Source organism: Variovorax paradoxus, assembly GCA_016806145.1.
GTDB lineage: Bacteria > Pseudomonadota > Gammaproteobacteria > Burkholderiales > Burkholderiaceae_C > Variovorax.
This window is the reverse complement of the sequence record CP063166.1, coordinates 6,179,761-6,199,401: the sequence shown is the minus strand read 5'-3', so window position 1 is coordinate 6,199,401 and position 19,641 is coordinate 6,179,761. Positions and strand designations below refer to the sequence as shown.

Genomic DNA, 19,641 nt, shown 5'->3' with positions numbered 1-19,641 from the left:
CAAGAAGATGTCTCTTGAATCTTTTTCGCGTTCTTTGCGGAACCTTCGCGTCCTCTGCGTCCGGCTGTTGGCTTCCTGAACTTATCAAGGAACAACGATGAACGACAGCAGTGAAGACAAGCCGCTGGTCCTGGTGACCGGCGGCGCCAGCGGCATGGGCCGCGCCATCGTCGAGCGCCTGGCGCGCGATGGCTGGCGCGTGGTGATGGCCGACTACAACGGCGCGCTGGCCGAGCGCGAGACCCAGGTGCTGCGCGCCGCCGGCCTCGATGTCGACTATCGCGCCATCGACCTGACCGACGAGGCCGCGGTGCGCGCGATGGTGCAGTCGCTGCCGCCGCTCGCCGCGCTGGTGAACAACGCCGGCATCTTCGACGAGCGCGCCTTCATGGACGTGAGCTCGGCCGACTTCCGCCGCATGTACGAGGTGAACCTGCTGGCGGTGGCCACGCTCACGCAGGAGGCCGCACGCAAGATGGCCGACGGCGCGCGCATCGTCAACATCGCCTCGCGCGCCTACCTGGGCGCGAAGAACCATCCGCACTACGTGGCCTCGAAGGCCGCGCTGGTGGGCTACACGCGCGCCAGCGCGATGGAGCTCGCGCCGCGCGGCATCCTGGTCAACGCGATCGCGCCGGGCCTGATCGACACGCCGCTGCTGCGCGCGCTCACGCCCGAGCGCCGCGCCGCGCAGCTCGCGCTGCAGCCCACGGGCGCGGCCGGCCGGCCCGAGGACATCGCGCAGGCCGTGGCCTTCTTCGCCTCGCCGGCCACCGGCTTCGTCACGGGCCAGGTGCTGTTCGTCGACGGCGGCAAGTCGCTCGGCGGCTCGGGGGCGTGATGGCGCAGCCCCAGGAGAAGACCGGCTACGACGTGGTCGTGATCGGCAGCGGCGCGGGCGGGCTCGCGGCCGCGCTCACGGCGAAGCTCGAGGGCCTCGACGTGCTGGTGATCGAGAAGACCGACCGCATCGGCGGCTCGACCGCGATCTCGGGCGGCGCGGTGTGGGTGCCGCTCAACGACCAGGCCGAGGCTGCGGGCCATCCCGATACGCGCGAGAAAGCGCTGACCTACCTGCGCAACACGGTGGGCGCGGCCGGCGACGAGGCGCTGCGCCATGCCTTCCTCGAGGCCGGGCCGCGCGCGCTGCGCTACCTGCGCGAGCGCACCGACGTGCAGCTCGCCGCGCGCACCTACTCGCCCGACTACCACCCCGACCGCGAGGGCGCCGCGATGGGCGGCCGCTCGCTCGATCCGATCGAGTTCGACGGCCGGCTGCTCGGCCCGCACTTCCGCACCCTGCGCGATCCGCTGCCCGAGTTCTGCGTGCTCGGCGGGATGATGGTCAACATGACCGACGTGAAGCATCTGCTCGCGGTCACGCGCTCGTTCGCGTCGTGGAAGCACGGCATGAAGCTGGTGCTGCGCTACTTCGCCGACCGCTTGAGCGGCCACCACCGCGGCACGCGGCTGCTGCTGGGCAATGCGCTCGCGGGGCGGCTGTTCCACGGGCTGCTGAAGGAGAAGATTCCGTTCTGGCTCGAGACGCCCGCGCTGGCGCTCGAGCAGGATGCGGGCGGTGCGGTGACCGGCGTGCGCGTGAAGCGCGACGGACGCGAGATCGTGCTGCAGGCACGGCGCGGCGTGGTGGTCGCGACCGGCGGCTTTCCGTGGAATGCGCAGATGCGCGCCGAGCACTATCCCGCGCCGACCGGGCCCTACTCGATGTCGCCGCAGGGCAATGTCGGCGAGGGCATCGCGATGGCGCGGCAGGCCGGCGGCGTGCTCGGCACCGGCCATTTGGGCCCGGCGCTGTGGGCACCGGTGTCGATGATGAAGCGCCCCGACGGCAGCATGCTGCGCTATCCGCACCTGGTGTGGGACCGCGCCAAGCCCGGGCTGATCGCGGTCGATGCGCGCGGCGAGCGCTTCGTCAACGAGTCGACCTCGTACCACGAGTTCGTGCGCGGCATGTACCAGGCCAACGAGGCCGGCACGAGCGTTCCGGCGCTGCTGGTGTGCGACAGCGACTTCATGGAGAAGTGGGGCCTGGGCCTCGCGCTGCCGGGCGGGCGCTCGCGCGAGCACCTGGTGCGCGCCGGCTACCTGTACCGCGCCGATACGCTCGAGGCGCTGGCACGCCAGGCCGATGTCGACCCCGACGGCCTCGCACGCACCGTGGCCGCCTTCAACCCACCGGCCACTCGCGGCGAGGACCCGGCCTTCGGCAAGGGCAGCACGGCCTACAACCGCTACCTCGGCGACCCCGAGCACCAGCCCAATGCCTGCGTGGCACCGGTCGCGAAGGCGCCGTTCTACGCGGTCAAGGTCTACCCCGGCGACATCGGCACGGCGCTGGGCGTGCGCGCCGATGGCCATGCGCGCGTGCTCGATGCGCGCGGCTCGCCGATCGCGGGCCTGTATGTGGCCGGCAACGACATGCATTCGGTGATGGGAGGCGAGTATCCTGCGCCCGGCATCACGCTGGGACCGGCCCTGACCTTCGGCTGGGCTGCCGGCATGCACCTGGCCCATGGCCACGACGAACACGCCTGACACCACACACTTCACACCCATCATGAAGATCTTCTATTCCCCCGCTTCCCCCTTCGTGCGCAAATGCATGGTCGTCGCGCACGAGCTCGGCATCGCCGAGCGCATCGAGCGCCTGCCGAGCGCGGCCGGCCCGGTGAAGCGCGACGCGACCATCCTGCCGACCAACCCGCTGGGCCAGGTGCCGACCTTCCTCACCGACGACGGCCAGGCCCTGTTCGACAGCCGCGTGATCTGCGAGTACCTCGACGACCAGCAGGGCGGCACGCTGTTCCCCGCCTCGGGCAAGGAGCGCTGGGCCCGTCTCACCGAACTCTCGCTGGCCGACGGCATGACCGCCGCGGCGCTGCTCGCGCGCTACGAGAGCGTGCTGCGTCCACAGGAATTCCGCTGGGCCGACTGGACCGACGGCCAGCTCGCCAAGGTGCGCACCGGGCTCGAATGGCTCGAGAAGGAAGCGGCCGGATTCGGCGAACGTGTGGACATCGGGACCATCGCTTTCGGCTGTGCGCTCGGGTACATGGACTTCCGGTTTCCGGATGTGGATTGGCGTGCTCAGGCGCCTCGCAGTGCTGAGTGGTTCGAGGCGTTCAATCGGCGGGCTTCGATGCAGGCTACGTTGCCTACGGCTTGAGTTTTTTCGGGTGGGGGCGGGCTCACGCCGACGGGGTACTCCCCTCCGCGAATGTCCCCCGGCCTTCGGCCTCCTCCTTAATTTCGCTGCGGGGAGCACCCCATCGACGTGAGCCTGGACGCGACGGTCGTTGTGCGACCGGCACCACCGTTGCGTCTCCGTGCACAGGGCAGTGGGTGCTTTCCGCAGCGAAATAAAGGAGGAGCCGAAGGCGGGGGACATTCGCGGAGGGAAGTACCCGCTGTCCTGTGCACGCGCCCCGAACAAAAACGCCCAATCTGGCAAGACCGACGATTCCTTGGCTAAATGCGACCCTCCACAAGAAACCAAGGACCCCGGATGTCTTCTGAGCAAAAAAAGGTAGCCATCGTCACCGCAGGCGGCAGCGGCATGGGCGCCGCCGCGGCCCGCAAGCTCGCGCAGGACGGTTTCCGTGTCGCCATCCTCTCGTCCTCGGGCAAGGGCGAGGCCCTGGCGAAGGAACTGGGCGGCATCGGCGTGACCGGCTCCAACCAGTCGAACGACGACCTCAAGCAACTCGTCGACCGCGTCATCGCCGAGTGGGGCCGCATCGACGTGCTCGTCAACAGCGCCGGCCACGGCCCGCGCGCGCCCGTTCTGGAAATCACCGACGACGACTGGCACCGCGGCATGGACGTCTACCTGCTGAGCGCCGTGCGGCCCAGCCGCCTCGTCACGCCGCACATGGTCAAGCAGGGTGGCGGCGCCATCATCAACATCTCGACCTTCGCCGCCTTCGAGCCCGATCCCGTGTTTCCGACGTCGGGCGTGTTCCGTGCCGGCCTCGCCGCCTTCACCAAGCTCTTCGCCGATCAGTATGCGGAGCACAACGTGCGCATGAACAACGTGCTGCCCGGATTCATCGACAGCCTGCCCGAGAAGGAAGTGTTCCGCGAACGCATCCCCATGGGCCGCTACGGACGCAGCGACGAGATCGCCGCCACCATCGGCTTTCTCGCTTCCGACGGCGCGGGCTACATCACCGGCCAGAACCTGCGCGTCGACGGGGGCATCACGCGCTCCGTCTGAGGCCGTCATGGGCGCTGCCTACAATCGGCGCCCATGTGCCCGAGGACGTCCCGCCACCCCAACAAGCTTCGCGCGGACGTCCTTCTCTTCAGCCGGCACTTACGCCGGCGCGCCTCCTGCTATGTGCTCGCTCGCATCGCGCGCGACAGCCAGTCCCGGCAATCGGGCTGCTCGCGGCTGACTCCCCCTTGAGCCCGGCGCATTGAACGAAGCGCGGCGGCAGCGCCCGCCGCTTTCTCCCTTGCGCCGCCAGCCGGCGCGATGCCTTCCAACGTCCCGCGATGCCTTGCCGGCACGCGGGCTGCTTTCCGTTTTCTCCATGTCTTCCCGCTACAGCCGCCTGCGCACCGAGTGGTGCCCGAGCATTCCGCGCGAACTGATGGCCGGCGCCGTCGCCACCTTCGCGCTCATTCCCGAGGTCATCGCCTTTTCCTTCGTCGCCGGCGTCGATCCAGCGGTGGGTCTGTTCGCCTCCTTCGTCATCGGCATCGTCATCGCCTTCACTGGCGGACGCCCCGCCATGGTTTCGGCCGCGGCCGGGTCGGTGGCGCTGGTGGCCGCGCCGCTGGTGCATGCGCACGGCCTGGCCTATCTGCTCGCGGCCGGCCTGCTCGCGGGCGCGATGCAGATCGTCTTCGGGCTGCTGCGCCTGGGCGTGCTGATGCGCTTCGTGTCGTCGTCGGTGCGCACCGGCTTCGTCAACGCCCTCGCGATCCTGATCTTCGCGGCGCAGATGCCGCACTTCATCGGCGCCAATGCCGCCACCTGGGCGATGGTCGGCCTCGGGCTCGCGGTCATCTACCTGCTGCCGCGCCTCACCACCGCGGTGCCGTCGCCGCTGGTGTGCATCGTGGTGGTCACGCTCGCGGGCCAGTGGCTGGGCCTGCCGCTCAAGACCGTGGCCGACCTCGGCCAACTGCCCGATGCCTTGCCCGCGTTCGCGCTGCCCGCCGTGCCGCTGAACCTCGAGACCTTGCGCATCATCGCCTTGCCCGCCTTCGCCATCGCGATGGTCGGCCTGCTCGAATCGATGATGACCGCGAGCGTGGTCGACGAGCTCACCGACACCCCGAGCTCGAAGAACCGCGAGTGTGGCGGCCTCGGCCTCGCGAACGTGGCCGCCAGCTGCTTCGGCGGCATCGCGGGCTGCGGAATGATCGGCCAGACCGTGAGCAACGTGCGCTACGGCGGCCGCGGCCGGCTCTCGACCCTGTTCGCCGGGGCCTTCCTGCTGATCCTCATGGTGCTGCTCAAGCCCTGGGTGTCGCAGGTGCCGGTGGCGGCGCTGGTCGCGATCATGGTGATGGTCTCGGCCTCGACCTTCGACTGGGGTTCGCTGCGCACGCTGGTGCGCCATCCGCGCCTGTCGAGCGTCGTGATGCTCGCCACCGTGGCCGTCACCATCGCCACCGACAACCTGGCCGCGGGCGTGGGCATCGGCGTGCTGCTCAGCGGCGTCTTCTTCACCTTCAAGGTGGCGCGGCTGCTGCGGGTGCAGGCGCGGCAGGACGAAGAGGGCGGCTGGCGCTTCGCCGTGAGCGGGCAGGTCTTCTTCGCCTCGGCCGACATGCTGGTCGATGCCTTCGACGTGCGCGAGATCGACGGCGCGCCGGTGCGCATCGACGTCTCGCAGGCCCACTTCTGGGACGTGACCGCCGTGGCGGCGCTGCGCAAGGTGGTCGAGCGGCTGCGCAAGCACGGCAGCGCGGTCGACGTGAGCGGCATGAACCAGGCCAGCCGAGACCTCGTGCTGCGCCTCGACGCGGCGCCCGAGTGAAGCGGCTCAGGCCTCGGTGGCCGCCTCGGCGCGCACCTGGCTGCGAAAGCGCCCCGGGCTCTCGCCCACCTCGCGCCGGAAGGCCGCGCTGAAGGCCGTCTCCGACTGGTAGCCCACGCGCTCGGCGATGCGCGCGATGCCCTCGTCGCCGTGCCGCAGCGCATGGCGCGCCACCGTCATGCGCCAGCCGCCGAGATAGTCGAGCGGCGTCGAGCCCGTCAGCACCTTGAAGCGCAGCGCGAAGGCCGTGCGCGACATGCTGGCCGTGTGCGCCAGCCGCTCCACGGTCCAGGGCTGTGCGATGTCGGCATGCATGCGCGACAGCGCGGTGCCGATGCGCGCATCGGTCATCGCGCCGAGCCAGCCCTCGGGTTGCGGCGCGTTCGCGAGGTGCACGCGCAGCGCCTGCACCAGCACCAGCGCCGCGAGGTTGGTGCGCGCCAGCGTCGAGCCCGGGCGCAGCTCGGCCGTTTCCCAGCCCATCAGGTCGAGCAGCCCCTCGAGCGGCCGCGCGCCCGGATCGCTCGCGCGCAGGTGGATCAGCGGCGGCAGGTGGCGCAGCAGCAGTTCGCCGGCCTCGCCCGAGAGCGCGAAGCGTCCGCTCGCGAGCACCACGCGCGTCGCGTCGCTCGCGTCCAGGCCGTCGTGGCGCAGCACCCCGTCGGGGCCGCGCTGCTCGCGGCTCAGGCGCGTGCCGTCCTGCAGCGGCCCGGGCGGATCGCTCGCGGCCGAGAAGGGCAGACCGTTGGTCAGCAGGAAGAAGTCGCCGGCCTCCAGCATCACCGGCGCGGCCGCGCCGTCGACCTGGATGCGGAAGCGCCCCTCGAGCACGCAGCCCAGCTTGATGTGCGAGGCGTAGTGCCCGTAGCGGAAGGCCCAGCGGCCGCGCGCCTCGAAGCGCGACGAGAGCGTGCTGCTCACCGTGAGCATGGCGAGCACATCGGACAAGGGATCCATGATTCTGTACGAATGAATAGGAAATGCGTGCTGATGATTATTCAATCATTCAGCCCGACGCGCGACCATCGGGGCATGTCCTCCTCGAACGCTCCAGTTTTCCGTCACGCCGTCGTGCTGGGCCTGCTCACCACCATCGGCCCCTTCGCCATCGACATGTACCTGCCCGCGCTGCCCGCCATCGGACGCGCGCTGGGCGCCGATCCGCATGCGATGCAGGCCAGCCTGATGGCCTTCTTCATCGCGGTCGGCGCCGGCCAGCTCGTCGCGGGCCCGCTGTCGGACATGTTCGGCCGCCGCCGGCCGATGGTCGCGGGCCTCGTGCTGTTCATGCTCGCCAGCATCGGCTGCGCCTTCGCGCCCAGCGTGGGCGTGCTGGTCGCGTTGCGCTTCGTGCAGGGGCTCGGCGCCTGCGCCTGCATGGTCACGCCGCGCGCCGTGGTGCGCGACCTGTACACCGGACCCGAGGCCGCGCGGATGATGTCGCTGCTTCTCATGGTCTACAGCGTGTCGCCGATCCTCGCGCCGCTGGCCGGCAGCCTCGTCGCCGAGAGCCTGGGCTGGCGCGCCGTGTTCGTCGCCGTCGCCGCCGTCGGGCTCGCGGGCCTCGCGATGCTGCTGGCCCTGCTGCCCGAGACCCGGCCCGCGGCCGCGCGGCTGTCGAGCAACTTCCGCAGCGCCATGGCCGGCTACGGCGTGCTGCTGCGCGACCGCCATTTCATGGCGCTGGCCTTCATGGCCTCGTTCACCGTCTCGAGCTTCTTCGTCTACGTGGCCAACTCGCCCTTCGTGATGAGCACGCACTTCGGCGTCTCGCCGCGCATGTACGCGGTGCTGTTCGCGCTCAATGCGGTGTCGCTGCTCGCGCTGTCGCAGGCCAATGGCCGGCTGGTCGCGCGCTTCGGCATCCGGCGCGTGCTGCGCACCGCGGTGATCGCGCAGGCCGCCACCGTCGGGCTGCTGCTGGTGCTCACGCTCGCGGGCATGGACCGGCTCTCCGTGCTGGTGGCGCTGCTGATGATCGGCTTCGGCCTCAACGGCCTGATCGTGCCCGCGGCCTTCGTGCTCGCGATGGAAGGACATGCCGCGCTCGCGGGCACGGCCTCGGCGCTGATCGGCACGATGAACTTCGCGGGTGGCGCGGTGATGGTGGCGCTGGTCGCGCCGTTTGCAGACGGCACGCCGCTGCCGATGGTGGCGGGCATCGCGGCGTGCGCCGCGGTGGTGCTGGCGCTGGCCTTGCGCACCCTGCGGCCGGTGCAGCGCGTGCCTGGTGTCATGCAGGGGTTCTAAGTGATTGCCCCGTGAGCAAGGCGCTGCCTTGGGCCTAGCCTTTGTGCGTTCCGTCGGAGATTCGATGGATTGCAAAGGCTTTGATGGACATTCCCGCCCCGGTGCTCGACAGCATGCAGCGAACCCTCCAGTCCTACGAGGCGTCCGCGCGCGACTACGACGCGATCGTGGCGGACCATCCGCCGCCCGAGATCGAGGACGCGCTGCGCCGCATGGTGGCGTGCATGCCCGCGGGCGGCAGCGTGCTCGAGGTCGGCTCGGGCACGGGGCGCGACGCCGACTTCGTCGAATCGCTGGGCATGAGCGTCAGGCGCACCGATGCGACGCAGGCCTTTCTCGACCTGCAGGCCGAGCGCGGCAAGCAGGGCGCGCTGCTCAATGTCGTCACCGACCCGCTGGGCGGGCCCTTCGACGCCATCCTCGCGATGGCCGTGCTGATCCATGTCGATCGCGCGCAGATCGCGCCGGTGCTGCGCAAGGTGTTCGACGCGCTCGCGCCCGGTGGCGTCTTCCTCGCGGGCATGCGCATCGGCGAGGGCGAGACCAACGGCGACTACCAGACCGTGTACTGGGACCGGGACCGGTTCGCCGCGCAGCTCGCGGCGGCCGGGCTGCGACTGGTTTGGGAGCGGCAGTGGATCGGCCGCGAGGACGTGCGCTGGGCCAGCTTCCTGGCCTGCCGTCCGCCCAGATGAACGCCGCCTACACGCCCAGGTAGCGCGTCCACAGCGAGCGGTCGGCATCGAGCGCGGCCGAGTCGCCCTGCCACACCACGCGCCCGCGCTCGAGGATCACGTGCCGGTCGGCCAGCGGCAGCAGGCGCTGCACGTACTTGTCGACCACCAGGATCGCCTCGCCCTCGGACTTGAGCGTGGCGATGCAGTGCCAGATCTCCTCGCGGATCACGGGCGCCAGGCCTTCGGTGGCCTCGTCGAGGATCAACAGGCGCGGATGCGTGGACAGCGCGCGCGCGATCGCCAGCATCTGCTGTTCGCCGCCCGAGAGCTGGTTGCCCGCGTTGGCCTTGCGCTCCGCGAGGCGCGGAAACAGGCCGTAGAGCGCCTCGACGGTCCAGCGCGGCGCGCTGCCGGGGCGCGGGCGCGCGAAGGCGCGCAGGTGCTCGTCGACGCTGAGATTGGGGAACACGTGCCGGCCCTCGGGCACGATAGCCACGCCGCGGCGCGCGATGGCGTCGGGCTTGTGACCACCGATGGCCGCGCCGCCGAAGCGCAGCTCGCCGCGCATCGGCGCGAGCATGCCGGTGATGACCTTGAGCAGGGTGCTCTTGCCCATGCCGTTGCGGCCCAGCAGCGCGAGCACCTCGCCCGCGCCGATGCGCAGGTCGATGCCGAACAGCACCTGGCTGGCGCCGTAGCCCGCTTCAATGGCGCTGGCTTCCAGCAATGTCGTCGAACTCATTGAAGTACCTTCGTGCTTCGCACTGCGGTGCGAGCTTGCTTGGGGCGGCCCGGCGCGGCGCTCATGCGTGACCTTCCGCTTCGGTGCCCAGGTAGACCGCCTGCACGTCGGGATGCCCGCGCACCTCGTCGGCCGTGCCGCTCATCAGCACGCGGCCCTGCACCAGCACCGTGAGCCGGCTGGCGAGGCGGAACACGGCGTCCATGTCGTGCTCGATCAGCAGGATCGCCATCGAGGCGCGCAGCGACTCGATCAGGTCCACCATGCGCGCCGATTCGTCGGGGCCCATGCCGGCCATCGGCTCGTCGAGCAGCAGCAGCTTGGGTTCGGCCGCGAGCGCCAGCGCCACGTCGAGCGCGCGCTGCGCGCCGTGCGGCAGCGTGCCGGCGATGCGGTCGCGTTCGCGCGCCAGGCCCACGCGCTCGGCCAGCGCGGCGGCGCGGTCGGCCAGGTCCTTCTCGCGCGAACGCGGCGCGAGGAAGCGCAGGCTGCTGCCCGCATGCGCCTGCGCGGCCAGCATCAGGTTGTCGTGCACCGTGTCCTTCGCGAACACCCGCGTGACCTGGAAGCAGCGCGACATGCCCGCGGCCACGCGCTGGTGGTCCTTGAAGCCGGTGATGTCCTTCTCGTCGAGCAGGATGCGGCCCGCATCGGCCTTGAGCAGGCCGGTGATGAGGTTCACCAGCGTGGTCTTGCCCGCGCCGTTGGGGCCGATCAGCGCATGCACTTCGCCGCGCTCCACCGTGAGGCTCACATGGTCGGTCGCCAGCAGGCCGCCGAAGCGCTTGACCAGTCCTTCGATCCTGAACAGGCTCATGGCGTGGCCTTCGCGAGCGGTGCGCGGCGGCGCGACAGCGCGGCCAGTCCCTTGGGCGCCCACAGGGCGACGGCGATCAGCAGCAGGCCCAGCGGCATGTGCCAGTGTTCGGTGTGCTGCTTGAGCGCTTCCTCGAGCAGCAGCCACACGGCGGCGCCGACCGGTCCGCCCCAGCTGCGGCCGAGGCCGCCGATCACCACCATCACCAGCAGCGTGGCCGACTGCGTCCAGTGCATGGTGGCCGGGCTCACGAAGCCGTTGCCGCCCGCGAGCAGCGCGCCCGCCAGCCCGGCGATGGCGCCCGCGATGGCGAAGGCCGCGAGCTGCAGCCGGAACACCGGGTAGCCGAGCGCGCGCATGCGCGTCTCGTTGTCGCGGATGCCCATCAGCGCATGGCCGAAGCGCGACTGCGTGGCGCGCTGCAGCCACCACAGCGCGAGCGCCACCAGTGCCAGCACCACCCAGTAGAAGTTGCTCTCGTTGCCGAGGTCGAGGCCCGGCAGCAGGGTGGGGCGGCTCATCAGCGTGTAGCCGTCGTCGCCGCCGTACTTGCGCAGCGAGACCGCGACGAAATACAGCATCTGCGCGAAGGCCAGCGTGGTCATGATGAAGTAGACGCCGCGCGTGCGCAGCGCCACCGTGCCGATCAGCGCGGCGGCCAGGCCGGCCGCCACCACGGCCGCGGGCCACAGCACCCAGGCCGAGGTCGTGCCGGCGTCGCTGAGCGCCACCACCGTGTAGGCACCCACGCCGATGAAGCCCGCATGGCCGAGCGCGACCATGCCGCCGAAGCCGAGGATGAAGTTGAGGCTGGCCGCGGCCAGCGCGACGATCAGCACGCGGCGCACGAAGCCGATGTAGAACTCGAAGCCGAACAGCGGTGCGATCAGGGGAAAGGCCGCGAGCAGCAGCAGGAGCAGCCCGAGGCCGATGTGACGGGTTTTCATGCGCGTGCCGAGAAGAGGCCCGATGGCCTGAAGAGAAGGACCGCCACCATCAGCGCGTACATCGCGACTTCGGCCACCAGCGGACCGAGGTCGGCCGCGGTGGCCGGCGGCAGCGTGGCGCGCAGCAGCATGGGCACGAAGGCGCGGCCGATGGTGTCGACGATGCCCACCAGCAGCGCGGCCACGAAGGCGCCGCGCACCGAGCCGATGCCGCCGATCACCAGCACCACCAGCGCCGGGATCAGGATCTGTTCGCCCATGCCGACCTGCACCGCGACGATCGGGCCCATCAGCGCGCCGGCCAGCGCGGCGAGTGCCGCGCCGAGCAGGAACACGCCGTTGAAGATGCGGCCCACGCGCACGCCCATCAGTTCGGCCATCGGCCGGTCGGAAGCGCCCGCGCGCACCCGCATGCCGATGCGCGTGTGGTTCACCAGCAGGTAGAGCGCCAGCGCGACCAGCATGCCGCCGACCAGGATCACCAGCCGGTACGAGGGATAGGGCAGGCCGTCCATCAGCTCGACCGGGCCCGAGAGCGCGGCGGGCGTCGGCGCCATCACCGGCGACGGGCCCCAGATCATCTTGACCAGGTCGTCGGCCACCAGGATCACGCCGAAGGTCGCGAGCACCTGCGCGAGGTGGTCGCGCGTGTAGAGGCGGCGCATCAGCAGCACCTCGAGCAGCAGCGCCACCACCACGGTGACCGCCACCGCGATAAGGATCGCCGCGGCGAACGAGCCGGTGCGCGTGTGCGCCTCGGCCGCGACATAGGCGCCGGCCATGAACAGCGAACCGTGCGCGAGGTTCAGCACGTCCATGATGCCGAACACCAGCGTGAGGCCCGCGGCCAGCAGGAACAGCATCAGGCCGTAGCCGAGGCCGTTGAGCAGCTGCTCGAGAACGAGGATGGGGGTCATTGGATGAGAGTGGAATGCGGGCAGCCATACGCGAAGGGCGCGAAGGTTTCGCGAAGGACGCAAAAGAAAACCTCGAAAGTTTTCCGCTGTCTCTTTCGCGTCCTTCGCGGATTCTTCGCGTCCTCTGCGTCCGGAAGTTCGGGAATCCGAATGGCGCGGGCGCCGCTTACTTCATCGGGCACTTGTCGGCGTAGCTGTCGCCGTAGTTCGTCAGCACCGTGTTGATCAGCTTGTTCGTGACCTTGCCCTGCGCGTCCTTGCCGATCACGCGCAGGTAGAAGTTCTCGATGGGGTAGTGGTTGTTGGCGTACTTGAAGGTGCCGCGCGTCGAGGCGTAGTTGGCCTTCTTGAGCGCCGCGATCACGGCCTCGCGGTTCTGTGCGTTGCCGCCGGCCTGCTTCACGGCGGCGTCCATCGCGAGGATGGCGTCGTAGGCCTGCGCGGCGTAGACCGACGGGTAGCGGCCGTTGTACTCCTTGCGGAACGCGGCCACGAAGGCCTTGTTGGCGGCGTTGTCGAGGTCGTGTGCCCAGTGCGAGGTGTTGAACAGGCCCAGCATCGGCTCGCCCACGGCGCCGATCACGTCCTCGTCGGCCGAGAAGCCGCTGGTGACCAGCGTGATGTCCTTCGACAGGCCCGCGCCCACGAACTGCTTGATGAAGTTGATGCCCATCGCGCCGGGCAGGAAGAAGTAGATCGAGTCGGGCTTGGAGGCGCGCAGCTGCGCGAGTTCGGCCGCGTAGTCGATCTGGCCGAGCTTGGTGTAGAGCTCGTCGGCCACCTGGCCCTTGAACTGGCGCTTGAAGCCGCCGAGCGCGTCCTTGCCCGCGGGATAGTTGGGCGCGATCAGCACGATCTTCTTGAAGGCGCGGTCCTGCGCGAACTTGCCGGCGGCCTCGTGGAACTGGTCGTTCTGGTAGGCGGTGCCGAAGAAGTAGGCATTGCACTGCGCGCCCGCGAACTGGCTCGGGCCGGCGTTGGCCGAGAGGTAGGGAACCTTGGCGTTGAACAGCGTCGGGCCGACGGCCAGCGCCACGTTGGAGCCGATCGGGCCGCTGAAGATGTCGATCTTGTCGCGCTGGATCATGCGGTCGACCAGCTGCTTGGCCTGGTCGGGGCTGCCGGCCATGTCGGCCTGCACGAACTCCACCTCCTGCCCGCCGAGCTTGCCGCCCAGCTGCTTGATGCCGAGCGCGAAGCCGTCGCGCGCCTCGGCGCCCAGCGCCGCGAACGGGCCCGAGATGTCGAGCGCCAGGCCGACCTTGACCGGCGCCGCCAGGGCCGAGGCCGCGGCGCCGCACAGCAGCAGCGAAAGCAGGGTGCGCGGCAGCGCGGACGATTTCGGGGACGGTTGGCTCATCGGATTCTCCGGCAGGGATGGGGGTGAAACGGCATCGAACCGTTGATAGCTAAATACTTTAGCCATAAACAATTCGGTGTCAACGGTGCTAGCACGAATGGTGCCAGTGGCCGGCACGTGCGCGGCCCCGATGTCCCCAAAAAAAGAAGCGGCATCGACCCGGGCCGATGCCGCCTGCGATGCCCTCGAAGAGGGCGCGGCGCCCGCGTGGTGCGCCGCTTCTTTCGCGCCGATCAGCCGAAGGGGCTGGCGGTCGCGAACCACAGGCCGATGCCGGTGGCGATGATGAAGGCCCCGTCGGTCACGCCCGCGACCAGGAAGAACTTGGTCTGCAGCGTGTCGACCATCTCGGGCTGGCGCGTCGTGCCTTCGAGGAACTTCTGCCCCACCAGCGCGATGCCGATGCACGAGCCCAGTGCCGCGATGCCGATCAGCAGGGCGACCGCGAGGGGGAGGATGTTGAAGCCGTTCATGGTGCTTTCTCCAGTGGTTGATGCCTGGACGTACTGTCCCGCATCGACTGCACCGGGTCCATGACCTCGCGGGTCATGCGCGCGCGGCGGCGGCTCAGGTGCGCGCGGCGCGCGAGGGCCACAGCACCGAGGCGATCGCCACCATCATCAGCGCCACCGCCACCCAGTCCTGCCAGTGCACCGCCTCGCCGAGCCACACCGCGCCGCTGAACACGCCGAGCACCGGGATGAACATCACGCTGAGCGTGGAGGCCACGGGCGGCAGCCCGCGCGCGAGATAGAACCACGCCGCGTGCGCGAAGCCGAAGATCAGCACCGCGTTGTAGAGGATCGCGCCCCAGGTCACGCTGCCGGGCCAGCGCCACTGGTCGCGCTCGAACAGCGCCGACAGCACCGTCATCACCACCGCGGTGAGCGCCGTCATCCAGAACGAGAGCGTGAGCGTCGGCAGCCCGATGCGCGTGTGGCGCAGCAGCTGCGTGCCCAGCGCCCAGGTGGCGGCCGCCACCAGTGCGAGCGCGACATAGCCGGGCCGCCCCGCGAGGTCGGTGAGCTCGTGCCACAGCAGCAGGCCCACGCCGATCGCGCAGGCGCCCACGCCGGTCCAGGCGCGGCGCGAGAGCGCGGCCGAGAACAGCAGCGCGCCGATCACCGCCGAGAACACCGGCATGGTGTAGCCGAGGATGGCCGCGCGCCCGCCCGACAGCGCCTTCACCGCGAGGATGATGCAGGCGTGCCAGACGAACATGTTGGTGGCGCCCAGCCACAGCAGCTCGGGCCAGGCCGCGCGCGGCACGCGGAACGGCACCTTCATCCACGCCAGCGCCAGGCCCAGCACCGGCAGCCCGAGCCAGATCGAGATCGCGCGAAAGGCCAGCGGCGGATAGTCCGCCACGCCGAGCTTCATCACCGGCCAGTTGAGGCCCCAGGCAAGGGTCAGCAGGACGAGGATGACGAACTGGCGCGGGGTGAAGGAAGGCATGGGGCGCGATTGTGGCGCGGACCGTGGTTTCGTGCCTGGGGCCGAGGAAGATGCAGTGGGCCTCCTCTGCAAAGAAATGACCTCGACACCTAGAATGGCCCGATGGAAGCGCAAGCCTTGCTGATAGCTTTGCACGACGAGTCGGCCGGATACGAAATCTCGCCGGAGCGGGTGCCGCTGTCCGTGTTGCGCGGCTTTGCCAGGGACGTCGACGAGTTCCTGCGCGGCGATGGCAACGATGTCGACACCAGCGCGCTGGATGTCTCCATCGAGAAAGGTTCGCTCGCCATTCGCACGGCACCGACGGCCAACCCGGTGCTGATGAACGACCTGCGAAGACTCGCGGGCAGCCAGCAGATGGAAGGCATCGCGGCGAAGCGCCGCGCCGTGGTCGAGCGCTGGCAGAAGAGTGCGCGCGGCGGTCGTCGCTGGCGCGTGAGCATCGCGGCGGATTTCCTGTCCGCCGCCATCGTGATCGACAGCGAATCGGACTTCAGGGCCGACGATGCGGACCAATGGGTGCGCGTCGAGCGCTATGTGCGCGGCGAGATCGAGGACATGGGCGGGCACACCAAACCCAATGCCCACATTCGCCTGCCGGACGGCAAGACCTTGCTGGTCGATGCGGCCCGCGAGATGCTGCGGGACGAGAAGGTCAACCGCCTCTACAAGCCCGCCATGATCCGGATCGTCGCCGAATACAACGTCATGACGCGCGAGTACCGGAACGCGAGGCTGCTCGAATTCGTCGAGCACGAAAGCCGGCTCGACGAGAAGGAACTCGATCGCCTGACCCAGCGCGGGGCGAAGGCCTGGCGCGATGTGCCCGATGCCGGTGCGTGGGTCGACGAGCTGCGGGGAAGCAAGGCGTGAGCGCCATCCTGCTCGACACGAGCTACCTGATCTCGCTCGCCGACCCGGCACGCGCGCATCACCCGGCGGCGGTCGGCTATCTGCGCGAAGCGCTCAAACGCGGCGTGCCGCTGTACCTCTCGGCCATCGCCGCATCGGAGTTCCAGGTCAAGCAGGCCGTGACCGATCTCCCGCTGCGCAACTTCGAGGTGCTCCCGTTCAACATCGACCACGCGATGACCGCGGGCCTGCTGATGCGCGGGTTGGCGCGGGACCCGGTCGACGATCGAAGCGCCGTCAAGGACGACATCAAGCTGATCGCCCAGGCCATCTGCGAATCGCTGACGCACATCCTCACCGAGGATGCGCATACGCTGGTGAAGTACCTGCGCAGGCTGAACGCGGCGGGCACCTGTGCCGTGCAGCCGATCCTGCTGGCCGATGGCTTCGATTCGGCCTGGTTCGACAACGGGCAACGTGGCCTGCTGAGCGAATAGGCGATGAAGTGGCGAAGGGGCTCCCGGAGCCCTTCGTATCAGCCCGGCAGCAGCCGCTTCAGGTAATGCCCCGTGTGGCTCGCCTCGTTCGCCGCCAGGTCCTCCGGCGTGCCCGCGCCCACCACCGTGCCGCCGCCGGCGCCGCCCTCGGGGCCCATGTCGATCAGCCAGTCGGCGGTCTTGATGACGTCGAGGTTGTGCTCGATCACGACGATGGTGTTGCCCGCGTCGCGCAGCTGGTGCAGCACCTTGAGCAGCAGCTCGATGTCGGCGAAGTGCAGGCCGGTGGTCGGCTCGTCGAGGATGTAGAGCGTGCGCCCGGTGTCGCGCTTGCTGAGCTCGAGCGCGAGCTTCACGCGCTGCGCCTCGCCGCCCGACAGCGTGGTGGCCGACTGGCCGAGCTTGATGTAGCTCAGGCCCACGTCGAGCAGGGTGCGCAGCTTGCGCTCGATGGTCGGCACGGCCTTGAGGAACTCGTGCGCGACCTCGACCGTCATGTCGAGGATCTGCGCGATGTTGCGGCCCTTGTACTGGACCTCGAGCGTCTCGCGGTTGTAGCGCTGGCCGTGGCAGACCTCGCAGGGCACGTAGACGTCGGGCAGGAAGTGCATCTCGACCTTCACCACGCCGTCGCCCTGGCAGGCCTCGCAGCGCCCGCCCGCCACGTTGAAGCTGAAGCGGCCCGGCCCGTAGCCGCGCTCGCGCGCGGTGTTGGTCTCGGCCATCAGTTCGCGGATCGGCGTGAACAGGCCCGTGTAGGTGGCCGGGTTGCTGCGCGGCGTGCGGCCGATCGGGCTCTGGTCGACGTTGATGACCTTGTCGAAGTACTCGATGCCTTCGACCGCCTCGTGCGGCGCGGGCTCCTCGTGGGCGCGGTAGAGGGTGCGTGCGACGGCGCTGTAGAGCGTGTCGTTGACCAGCGTGGACTTGCCCGAGCCCGAGACGCCGGTGACGCAGGTCAGCAGGCCGACCGGGAAGGCCACGCTCACGTTCTTGAGGTTGTTGCCGCTGGCGCCGACCACGCGGATCTCCTGCAGCGCGGTCTGCGAGGCGAGGTGCGCGGCCTCGCGCGCGGCGCGGCGCTCGGCCGCGGGGCTCTGCGGAAAGCGCGAGGCCTTGCGCGGCTCGGCGGGCACGTCCTTCTTCACCACCGGCAGCCAGGGCGTGCGGCGCTTCGGCACCTCGATCTTCTTCGCGCCCGACAGGTACTGGCCGGTCAGCGACTCGGGGTTGGCCGCCACCTGCGCGAAGCTGCCCTGCGCCATCACGCGGCCGCCGTGCACGCCGGCGCCCGGGCCCATGTCGATCACGTGGTCGGCGGCGTGGATCATGTCCTCGTCGTGCTCGACCACGATCACGCTGTTGCCGATGTCGCGCAGATGCTTGAGGGTGCCGATCAGGCGGTCGTTGTCGCGCTGGTGCAGGCCGATGCTGGGCTCGTCGAGCACGTACATCACGCCGGTCAGGCCCGAGCCGATCTGCGAGGCGAGGCGGATGCGCTGCGCCTCGCCGCCCGACAGCGTTTCGGCGCTGCGGTCCAGGCTCAGGTAGTTGAGGCCCACGTCGTTGAGGAACTTGAGGCGCAGGCCGATCTCGCGCACCACCTTGTCGGCGATCTCGGCCTTGGCGCCGCGCAGCTGCAGGCGCTGGAACCACGAGAGGCTGTCGCGCAGGGTCAGGCGGCTCAATTCGAAGATCGCCATGCGCGGCGGCTCGCCGCCATCGGCCGGGCGTGCCGACTCGTCGACCAGGAACACGTTGCGCGCCTCGCGCCGCAGCCGCGAGCCGCCGCACTCGGGGCAGGGCTGGAAGCTGCGGTAGCGCGCGAGGTCCTCGCGCACCATCACCGAGTCGGTCTCGCGGTAGCGCCGCGCCATGTTCGGGATGATTCCCTCGAAGGGATGCTTCTTCGTGAGCTTCTTGCCCGCGAAGTTGCCCGACTCCATGGTGTAGTTGAACTTGATCTCCTCGCCAGCGGAGCCGTGCAGCAGCACCTGCTGCACCGAGGCCGGCAGCGATTCGAAGGGCGCGTCGACGTCGAACTTGTAGTGCTTCGCGACGCTCTCGATCATGCTGAAGTAGTAGCCGTTGCGGCGGTCCCAGCCCTTGATCGCGCCGCTGGCCAGCGACAGCGTGGGGAAGGCCACCACGCGCGCCGCGTCGAACACCTCGCTGTGGCCCAGGCCGTCGCAGCTCGGGCAGGCACCCACGGGCGAGTTGAACGAGAACAGCCGCGGCTCGAGCTCGGCCAGCGAGTAGTGGCAGATCGGGCAGGAGAACTTGGCGTTGAACAGGTGCTCGCGGTCGGGCTGGCCCTCGCCGCCGAGCTCGAGCACCAGCGCGCGGCCCTCGGCCAGGCGCAGCGCGGCCTCGAAGCTCTCGGCCAGGCGCTGCTGCATGTCGGGGCGCGCGCGCAGCCGGTCGATCACCACGTCGATGTCGTGCTTCTCGGTCTTCTTGAGCTTGGGCAGGTCGTTGTATTCGTAGGTCTGGCCGTCGACGCGGAAGCGGATGTAGCCCGCGGCCTGCATCTCGGCGAACAGCTCGACGAACTCGCCCTTCTTCTCGCGCGCCACCGGCGCGAGGATCATCAGCCGCGGCTCCTCGCCCAGGCCCAGCGTCGCGTCGACCATCTGCGAGACGGTCTGCGCCTGCAGCGGCAGGTGGTGGTCGGGGCAGAAGGGCGTGCCGGCGCGCGCGTAGAGCAGGCGCAGGTAGTCGTGGATCTCGGTCACCGTGCCCACGGTGGAGCGCGGGTTGTGGCTGGTGGCCTTCTGCTCGATGCTGATCGCGGGCGACAGGCCCTCGATCACGTCGACGTCGGGCTTGTCCATCAGCTGCAGGAACTGCCGCGCATAGGCCGACAGGCTCTCGACGTAGCGCCGCTGGCCCTCGGCATACAGCGTGTCGAAGGCCAGGCTCGACTTGCCCGAGCCCGACAGGCCGGTGATCACCACCAGCTTGTTGCGCGGGATGTCGAGGTCGACGTTCTTGAGGTTGTGGGTGCGCGCGCCGCGGATGCTGATGCGCTGCTGGGCCAGCACGGCGCCCAGGTACGCTTCGCGTTGGGCGTCGCGCTCGCTTTCGCGTTCGGCTTCTGCTTGCGCAGTGTC

General features: G+C 69.7%; 18 protein-coding genes. 9 read left to right on the top strand and 9 right to left on the bottom strand.

Annotated elements, in window-relative coordinates; all coding sequences use genetic code 11:
- The first annotated feature begins 97 nt into the window (after nt 1-97).
- From INQ48_28965 to INQ48_28945, 5 genes are all read left to right on the top strand, one after another.
- The gene (locus tag INQ48_28965) at nt 98-841 is read left to right on the top strand and encodes an SDR family oxidoreductase (GenBank protein QRF57277.1); all 744 of its coding nucleotides are present in this window, start codon (nt 98-100) and stop codon (nt 839-841) included.
- Complete coding sequence (locus INQ48_28960; protein QRF57276.1) at nt 841-2,556, top strand: FAD-dependent oxidoreductase; 1,716 nt, start codon at nt 841-843, stop codon at nt 2,554-2,556. Before INQ48_28965 ends, INQ48_28960 begins: the two co-directional genes overlap by 1 nt.
- Before the next feature lie 22 nt (nt 2,557-2,578).
- Nucleotides 2,579-3,187, top strand: coding sequence for a glutathione S-transferase (locus INQ48_28955; GenBank protein ID QRF57275.1), 609 nt, complete (start codon nt 2,579-2,581; stop codon nt 3,185-3,187).
- 339 nt (nt 3,188-3,526) lie between these two features.
- A complete protein-coding gene (locus INQ48_28950) occupies nt 3,527-4,237 on the top strand; it encodes an SDR family oxidoreductase (protein ID QRF57274.1) in 711 nt (236 codons plus the stop codon).
- Between the two features lie 319 nt (nt 4,238-4,556).
- Entirely contained in the window at nt 4,557-6,014 is a 1,458-nt protein-coding gene (locus INQ48_28945; protein QRF57273.1) for a SulP family inorganic anion transporter, read from the top strand.
- A 6-nt stretch (nt 6,015-6,020) separates the two neighbouring features.
- Here the strand turns inward: INQ48_28945 and INQ48_28940 are convergent, their stop codons facing one another.
- Nucleotides 6,021-6,971, bottom strand: coding sequence for an AraC family transcriptional regulator (locus tag INQ48_28940; protein QRF57272.1), 951 nt, complete (start codon nt 6,969-6,971; stop codon nt 6,021-6,023).
- Nucleotides 6,972-7,046: 75 nt separating this feature from the next.
- Between INQ48_28940 and INQ48_28935 the strand changes: the two genes are divergently transcribed.
- Both INQ48_28935 and INQ48_28930 read left to right on the top strand, forming a co-directional pair.
- Complete coding sequence (locus tag INQ48_28935; GenBank protein ID QRF57271.1) at nt 7,047-8,264, top strand: multidrug effflux MFS transporter; 1,218 nt, start codon at nt 7,047-7,049, stop codon at nt 8,262-8,264.
- Nucleotides 8,265-8,347: 83 nt separating this feature from the next.
- Nucleotides 8,348-8,959, top strand: a complete 612-nt coding sequence (locus INQ48_28930; GenBank protein QRF57270.1) for a class I SAM-dependent methyltransferase — start codon at nt 8,348-8,350, stop codon at nt 8,957-8,959.
- Between the two features lie 7 nt (nt 8,960-8,966).
- Here the strand turns inward: INQ48_28930 and INQ48_28925 are convergent, their stop codons facing one another.
- The 7 genes from INQ48_28925 to INQ48_28895 form a co-directional block, all read right to left on the bottom strand.
- Nucleotides 8,967-9,683, bottom strand: a complete 717-nt coding sequence (locus tag INQ48_28925; GenBank protein QRF57269.1) for an ABC transporter ATP-binding protein — start codon at nt 9,681-9,683, stop codon at nt 8,967-8,969.
- Nucleotides 9,684-9,744: 61 nt separating this feature from the next.
- On the bottom strand, nt 9,745-10,500 hold the full coding sequence (locus INQ48_28920) for an ABC transporter ATP-binding protein (protein ID QRF57268.1): 756 nt from the start codon (nt 10,498-10,500) through the stop codon (nt 9,745-9,747).
- Nucleotides 10,497-11,447, bottom strand: a complete 951-nt coding sequence (locus INQ48_28915) for a branched-chain amino acid ABC transporter permease (GenBank protein QRF57267.1) — start codon at nt 11,445-11,447, stop codon at nt 10,497-10,499. Before INQ48_28915 ends, INQ48_28920 begins: the two co-directional genes overlap by 4 nt.
- Entirely contained in the window at nt 11,444-12,364 is a 921-nt protein-coding gene (locus INQ48_28910) for a branched-chain amino acid ABC transporter permease (GenBank protein QRF57266.1), read from the bottom strand. Before INQ48_28910 ends, INQ48_28915 begins: the two co-directional genes overlap by 4 nt.
- A 166-nt stretch (nt 12,365-12,530) precedes the next feature.
- The gene (locus INQ48_28905; GenBank protein ID QRF57265.1) at nt 12,531-13,724 is read right to left on the bottom strand and encodes an ABC transporter substrate-binding protein; all 1,194 of its coding nucleotides are present in this window, start codon (nt 13,722-13,724) and stop codon (nt 12,531-12,533) included.
- Between the two features lie 233 nt (nt 13,725-13,957).
- Nucleotides 13,958-14,197, bottom strand: coding sequence for a F0F1 ATP synthase subunit C (gene atpE / locus INQ48_28900; protein QRF57264.1), 240 nt, complete (start codon nt 14,195-14,197; stop codon nt 13,958-13,960).
- A gap of 94 nt (nt 14,198-14,291) precedes the next feature.
- Nucleotides 14,292-15,179 (bottom strand): DMT family transporter, encoded by an 888-nt coding sequence (locus INQ48_28895; protein ID QRF57263.1) that lies wholly within the window; start codon nt 15,177-15,179, stop codon nt 14,292-14,294.
- 102 nt (nt 15,180-15,281) lie between these two features.
- Here INQ48_28895 and INQ48_28890 point away from each other — a divergent pair, with 102 nt between their 5' ends.
- Nucleotides 15,282-16,052, top strand: coding sequence for a hypothetical protein (locus INQ48_28890; protein ID QRF57262.1), 771 nt, complete (start codon nt 15,282-15,284; stop codon nt 16,050-16,052).
- Complete coding sequence (locus INQ48_28885; GenBank protein ID QRF57261.1) at nt 16,049-16,528, top strand: hypothetical protein; 480 nt, start codon at nt 16,049-16,051, stop codon at nt 16,526-16,528. The genes INQ48_28890 and INQ48_28885 overlap by 4 nt, the downstream gene beginning before the upstream one ends.
- Nucleotides 16,529-16,566: 38 nt before the next feature.
- Here INQ48_28885 and uvrA read toward each other — a convergent pair whose 3' ends face one another.
- Nucleotides 16,567-19,581, bottom strand: a complete 3,015-nt coding sequence (gene uvrA / locus INQ48_28880) for an excinuclease ABC subunit UvrA (GenBank protein ID QRF60946.1) — start codon at nt 19,579-19,581, stop codon at nt 16,567-16,569.
- Nucleotides 19,582-19,641 lie beyond the last annotated feature (60 nt).

Excerpts from the sequence above, each read along its gene's own strand:
- INQ48_28920 (QRF57268.1), bottom strand. The coding sequence starts at position 10,500 with ATGAGCCTGTTCAGGATCGAAGGACTGGTCAAGCGCTTCGGCGGCCTG.
- INQ48_28935 (QRF57271.1), top strand. The coding sequence starts at position 7,047 with ATGTCCTCCTCGAACGCTCCAGTTTTCCGTCACGCCGTCGTGCTGGGC.
- INQ48_28960 (QRF57276.1), top strand. The coding sequence starts at position 841 with ATGGCGCAGCCCCAGGAGAAGACCGGCTACGACGTGGTCGTGATCGGC.
- INQ48_28965 (QRF57277.1), top strand. The coding sequence starts at position 98 with ATGAACGACAGCAGTGAAGACAAGCCGCTGGTCCTGGTGACCGGCGGC.
- INQ48_28930 (QRF57270.1), top strand. The coding sequence starts at position 8,348 with ATGGACATTCCCGCCCCGGTGCTCGACAGCATGCAGCGAACCCTCCAG.
- INQ48_28925 (QRF57269.1), bottom strand. The coding sequence starts at position 9,683 with ATGAGTTCGACGACATTGCTGGAAGCCAGCGCCATTGAAGCGGGCTAC.
- INQ48_28950 (QRF57274.1), top strand. The coding sequence starts at position 3,527 with ATGTCTTCTGAGCAAAAAAAGGTAGCCATCGTCACCGCAGGCGGCAGC.
- INQ48_28940 (QRF57272.1), bottom strand. The coding sequence starts at position 6,971 with ATGGATCCCTTGTCCGATGTGCTCGCCATGCTCACGGTGAGCAGCACG.
- INQ48_28910 (QRF57266.1), bottom strand. The coding sequence starts at position 12,364 with ATGACCCCCATCCTCGTTCTCGAGCAGCTGCTCAACGGCCTCGGCTAC.
- INQ48_28955 (QRF57275.1), top strand. The coding sequence starts at position 2,579 with ATGAAGATCTTCTATTCCCCCGCTTCCCCCTTCGTGCGCAAATGCATG.
- atpE (QRF57264.1), bottom strand. The coding sequence starts at position 14,197 with ATGAACGGCTTCAACATCCTCCCCCTCGCGGTCGCCCTGCTGATCGGC.
- INQ48_28890 (QRF57262.1), top strand. The coding sequence starts at position 15,282 with ATGGAAGCGCAAGCCTTGCTGATAGCTTTGCACGACGAGTCGGCCGGA.
- INQ48_28895 (QRF57263.1), bottom strand. The coding sequence starts at position 15,179 with ATGCCTTCCTTCACCCCGCGCCAGTTCGTCATCCTCGTCCTGCTGACC.
- INQ48_28945 (QRF57273.1), top strand. The coding sequence starts at position 4,557 with ATGTCTTCCCGCTACAGCCGCCTGCGCACCGAGTGGTGCCCGAGCATT.
- INQ48_28915 (QRF57267.1), bottom strand. The coding sequence starts at position 11,447 with ATGAAAACCCGTCACATCGGCCTCGGGCTGCTCCTGCTGCTGCTCGCG.
- INQ48_28905 (QRF57265.1), bottom strand. The coding sequence starts at position 13,724 with ATGAGCCAACCGTCCCCGAAATCGTCCGCGCTGCCGCGCACCCTGCTT.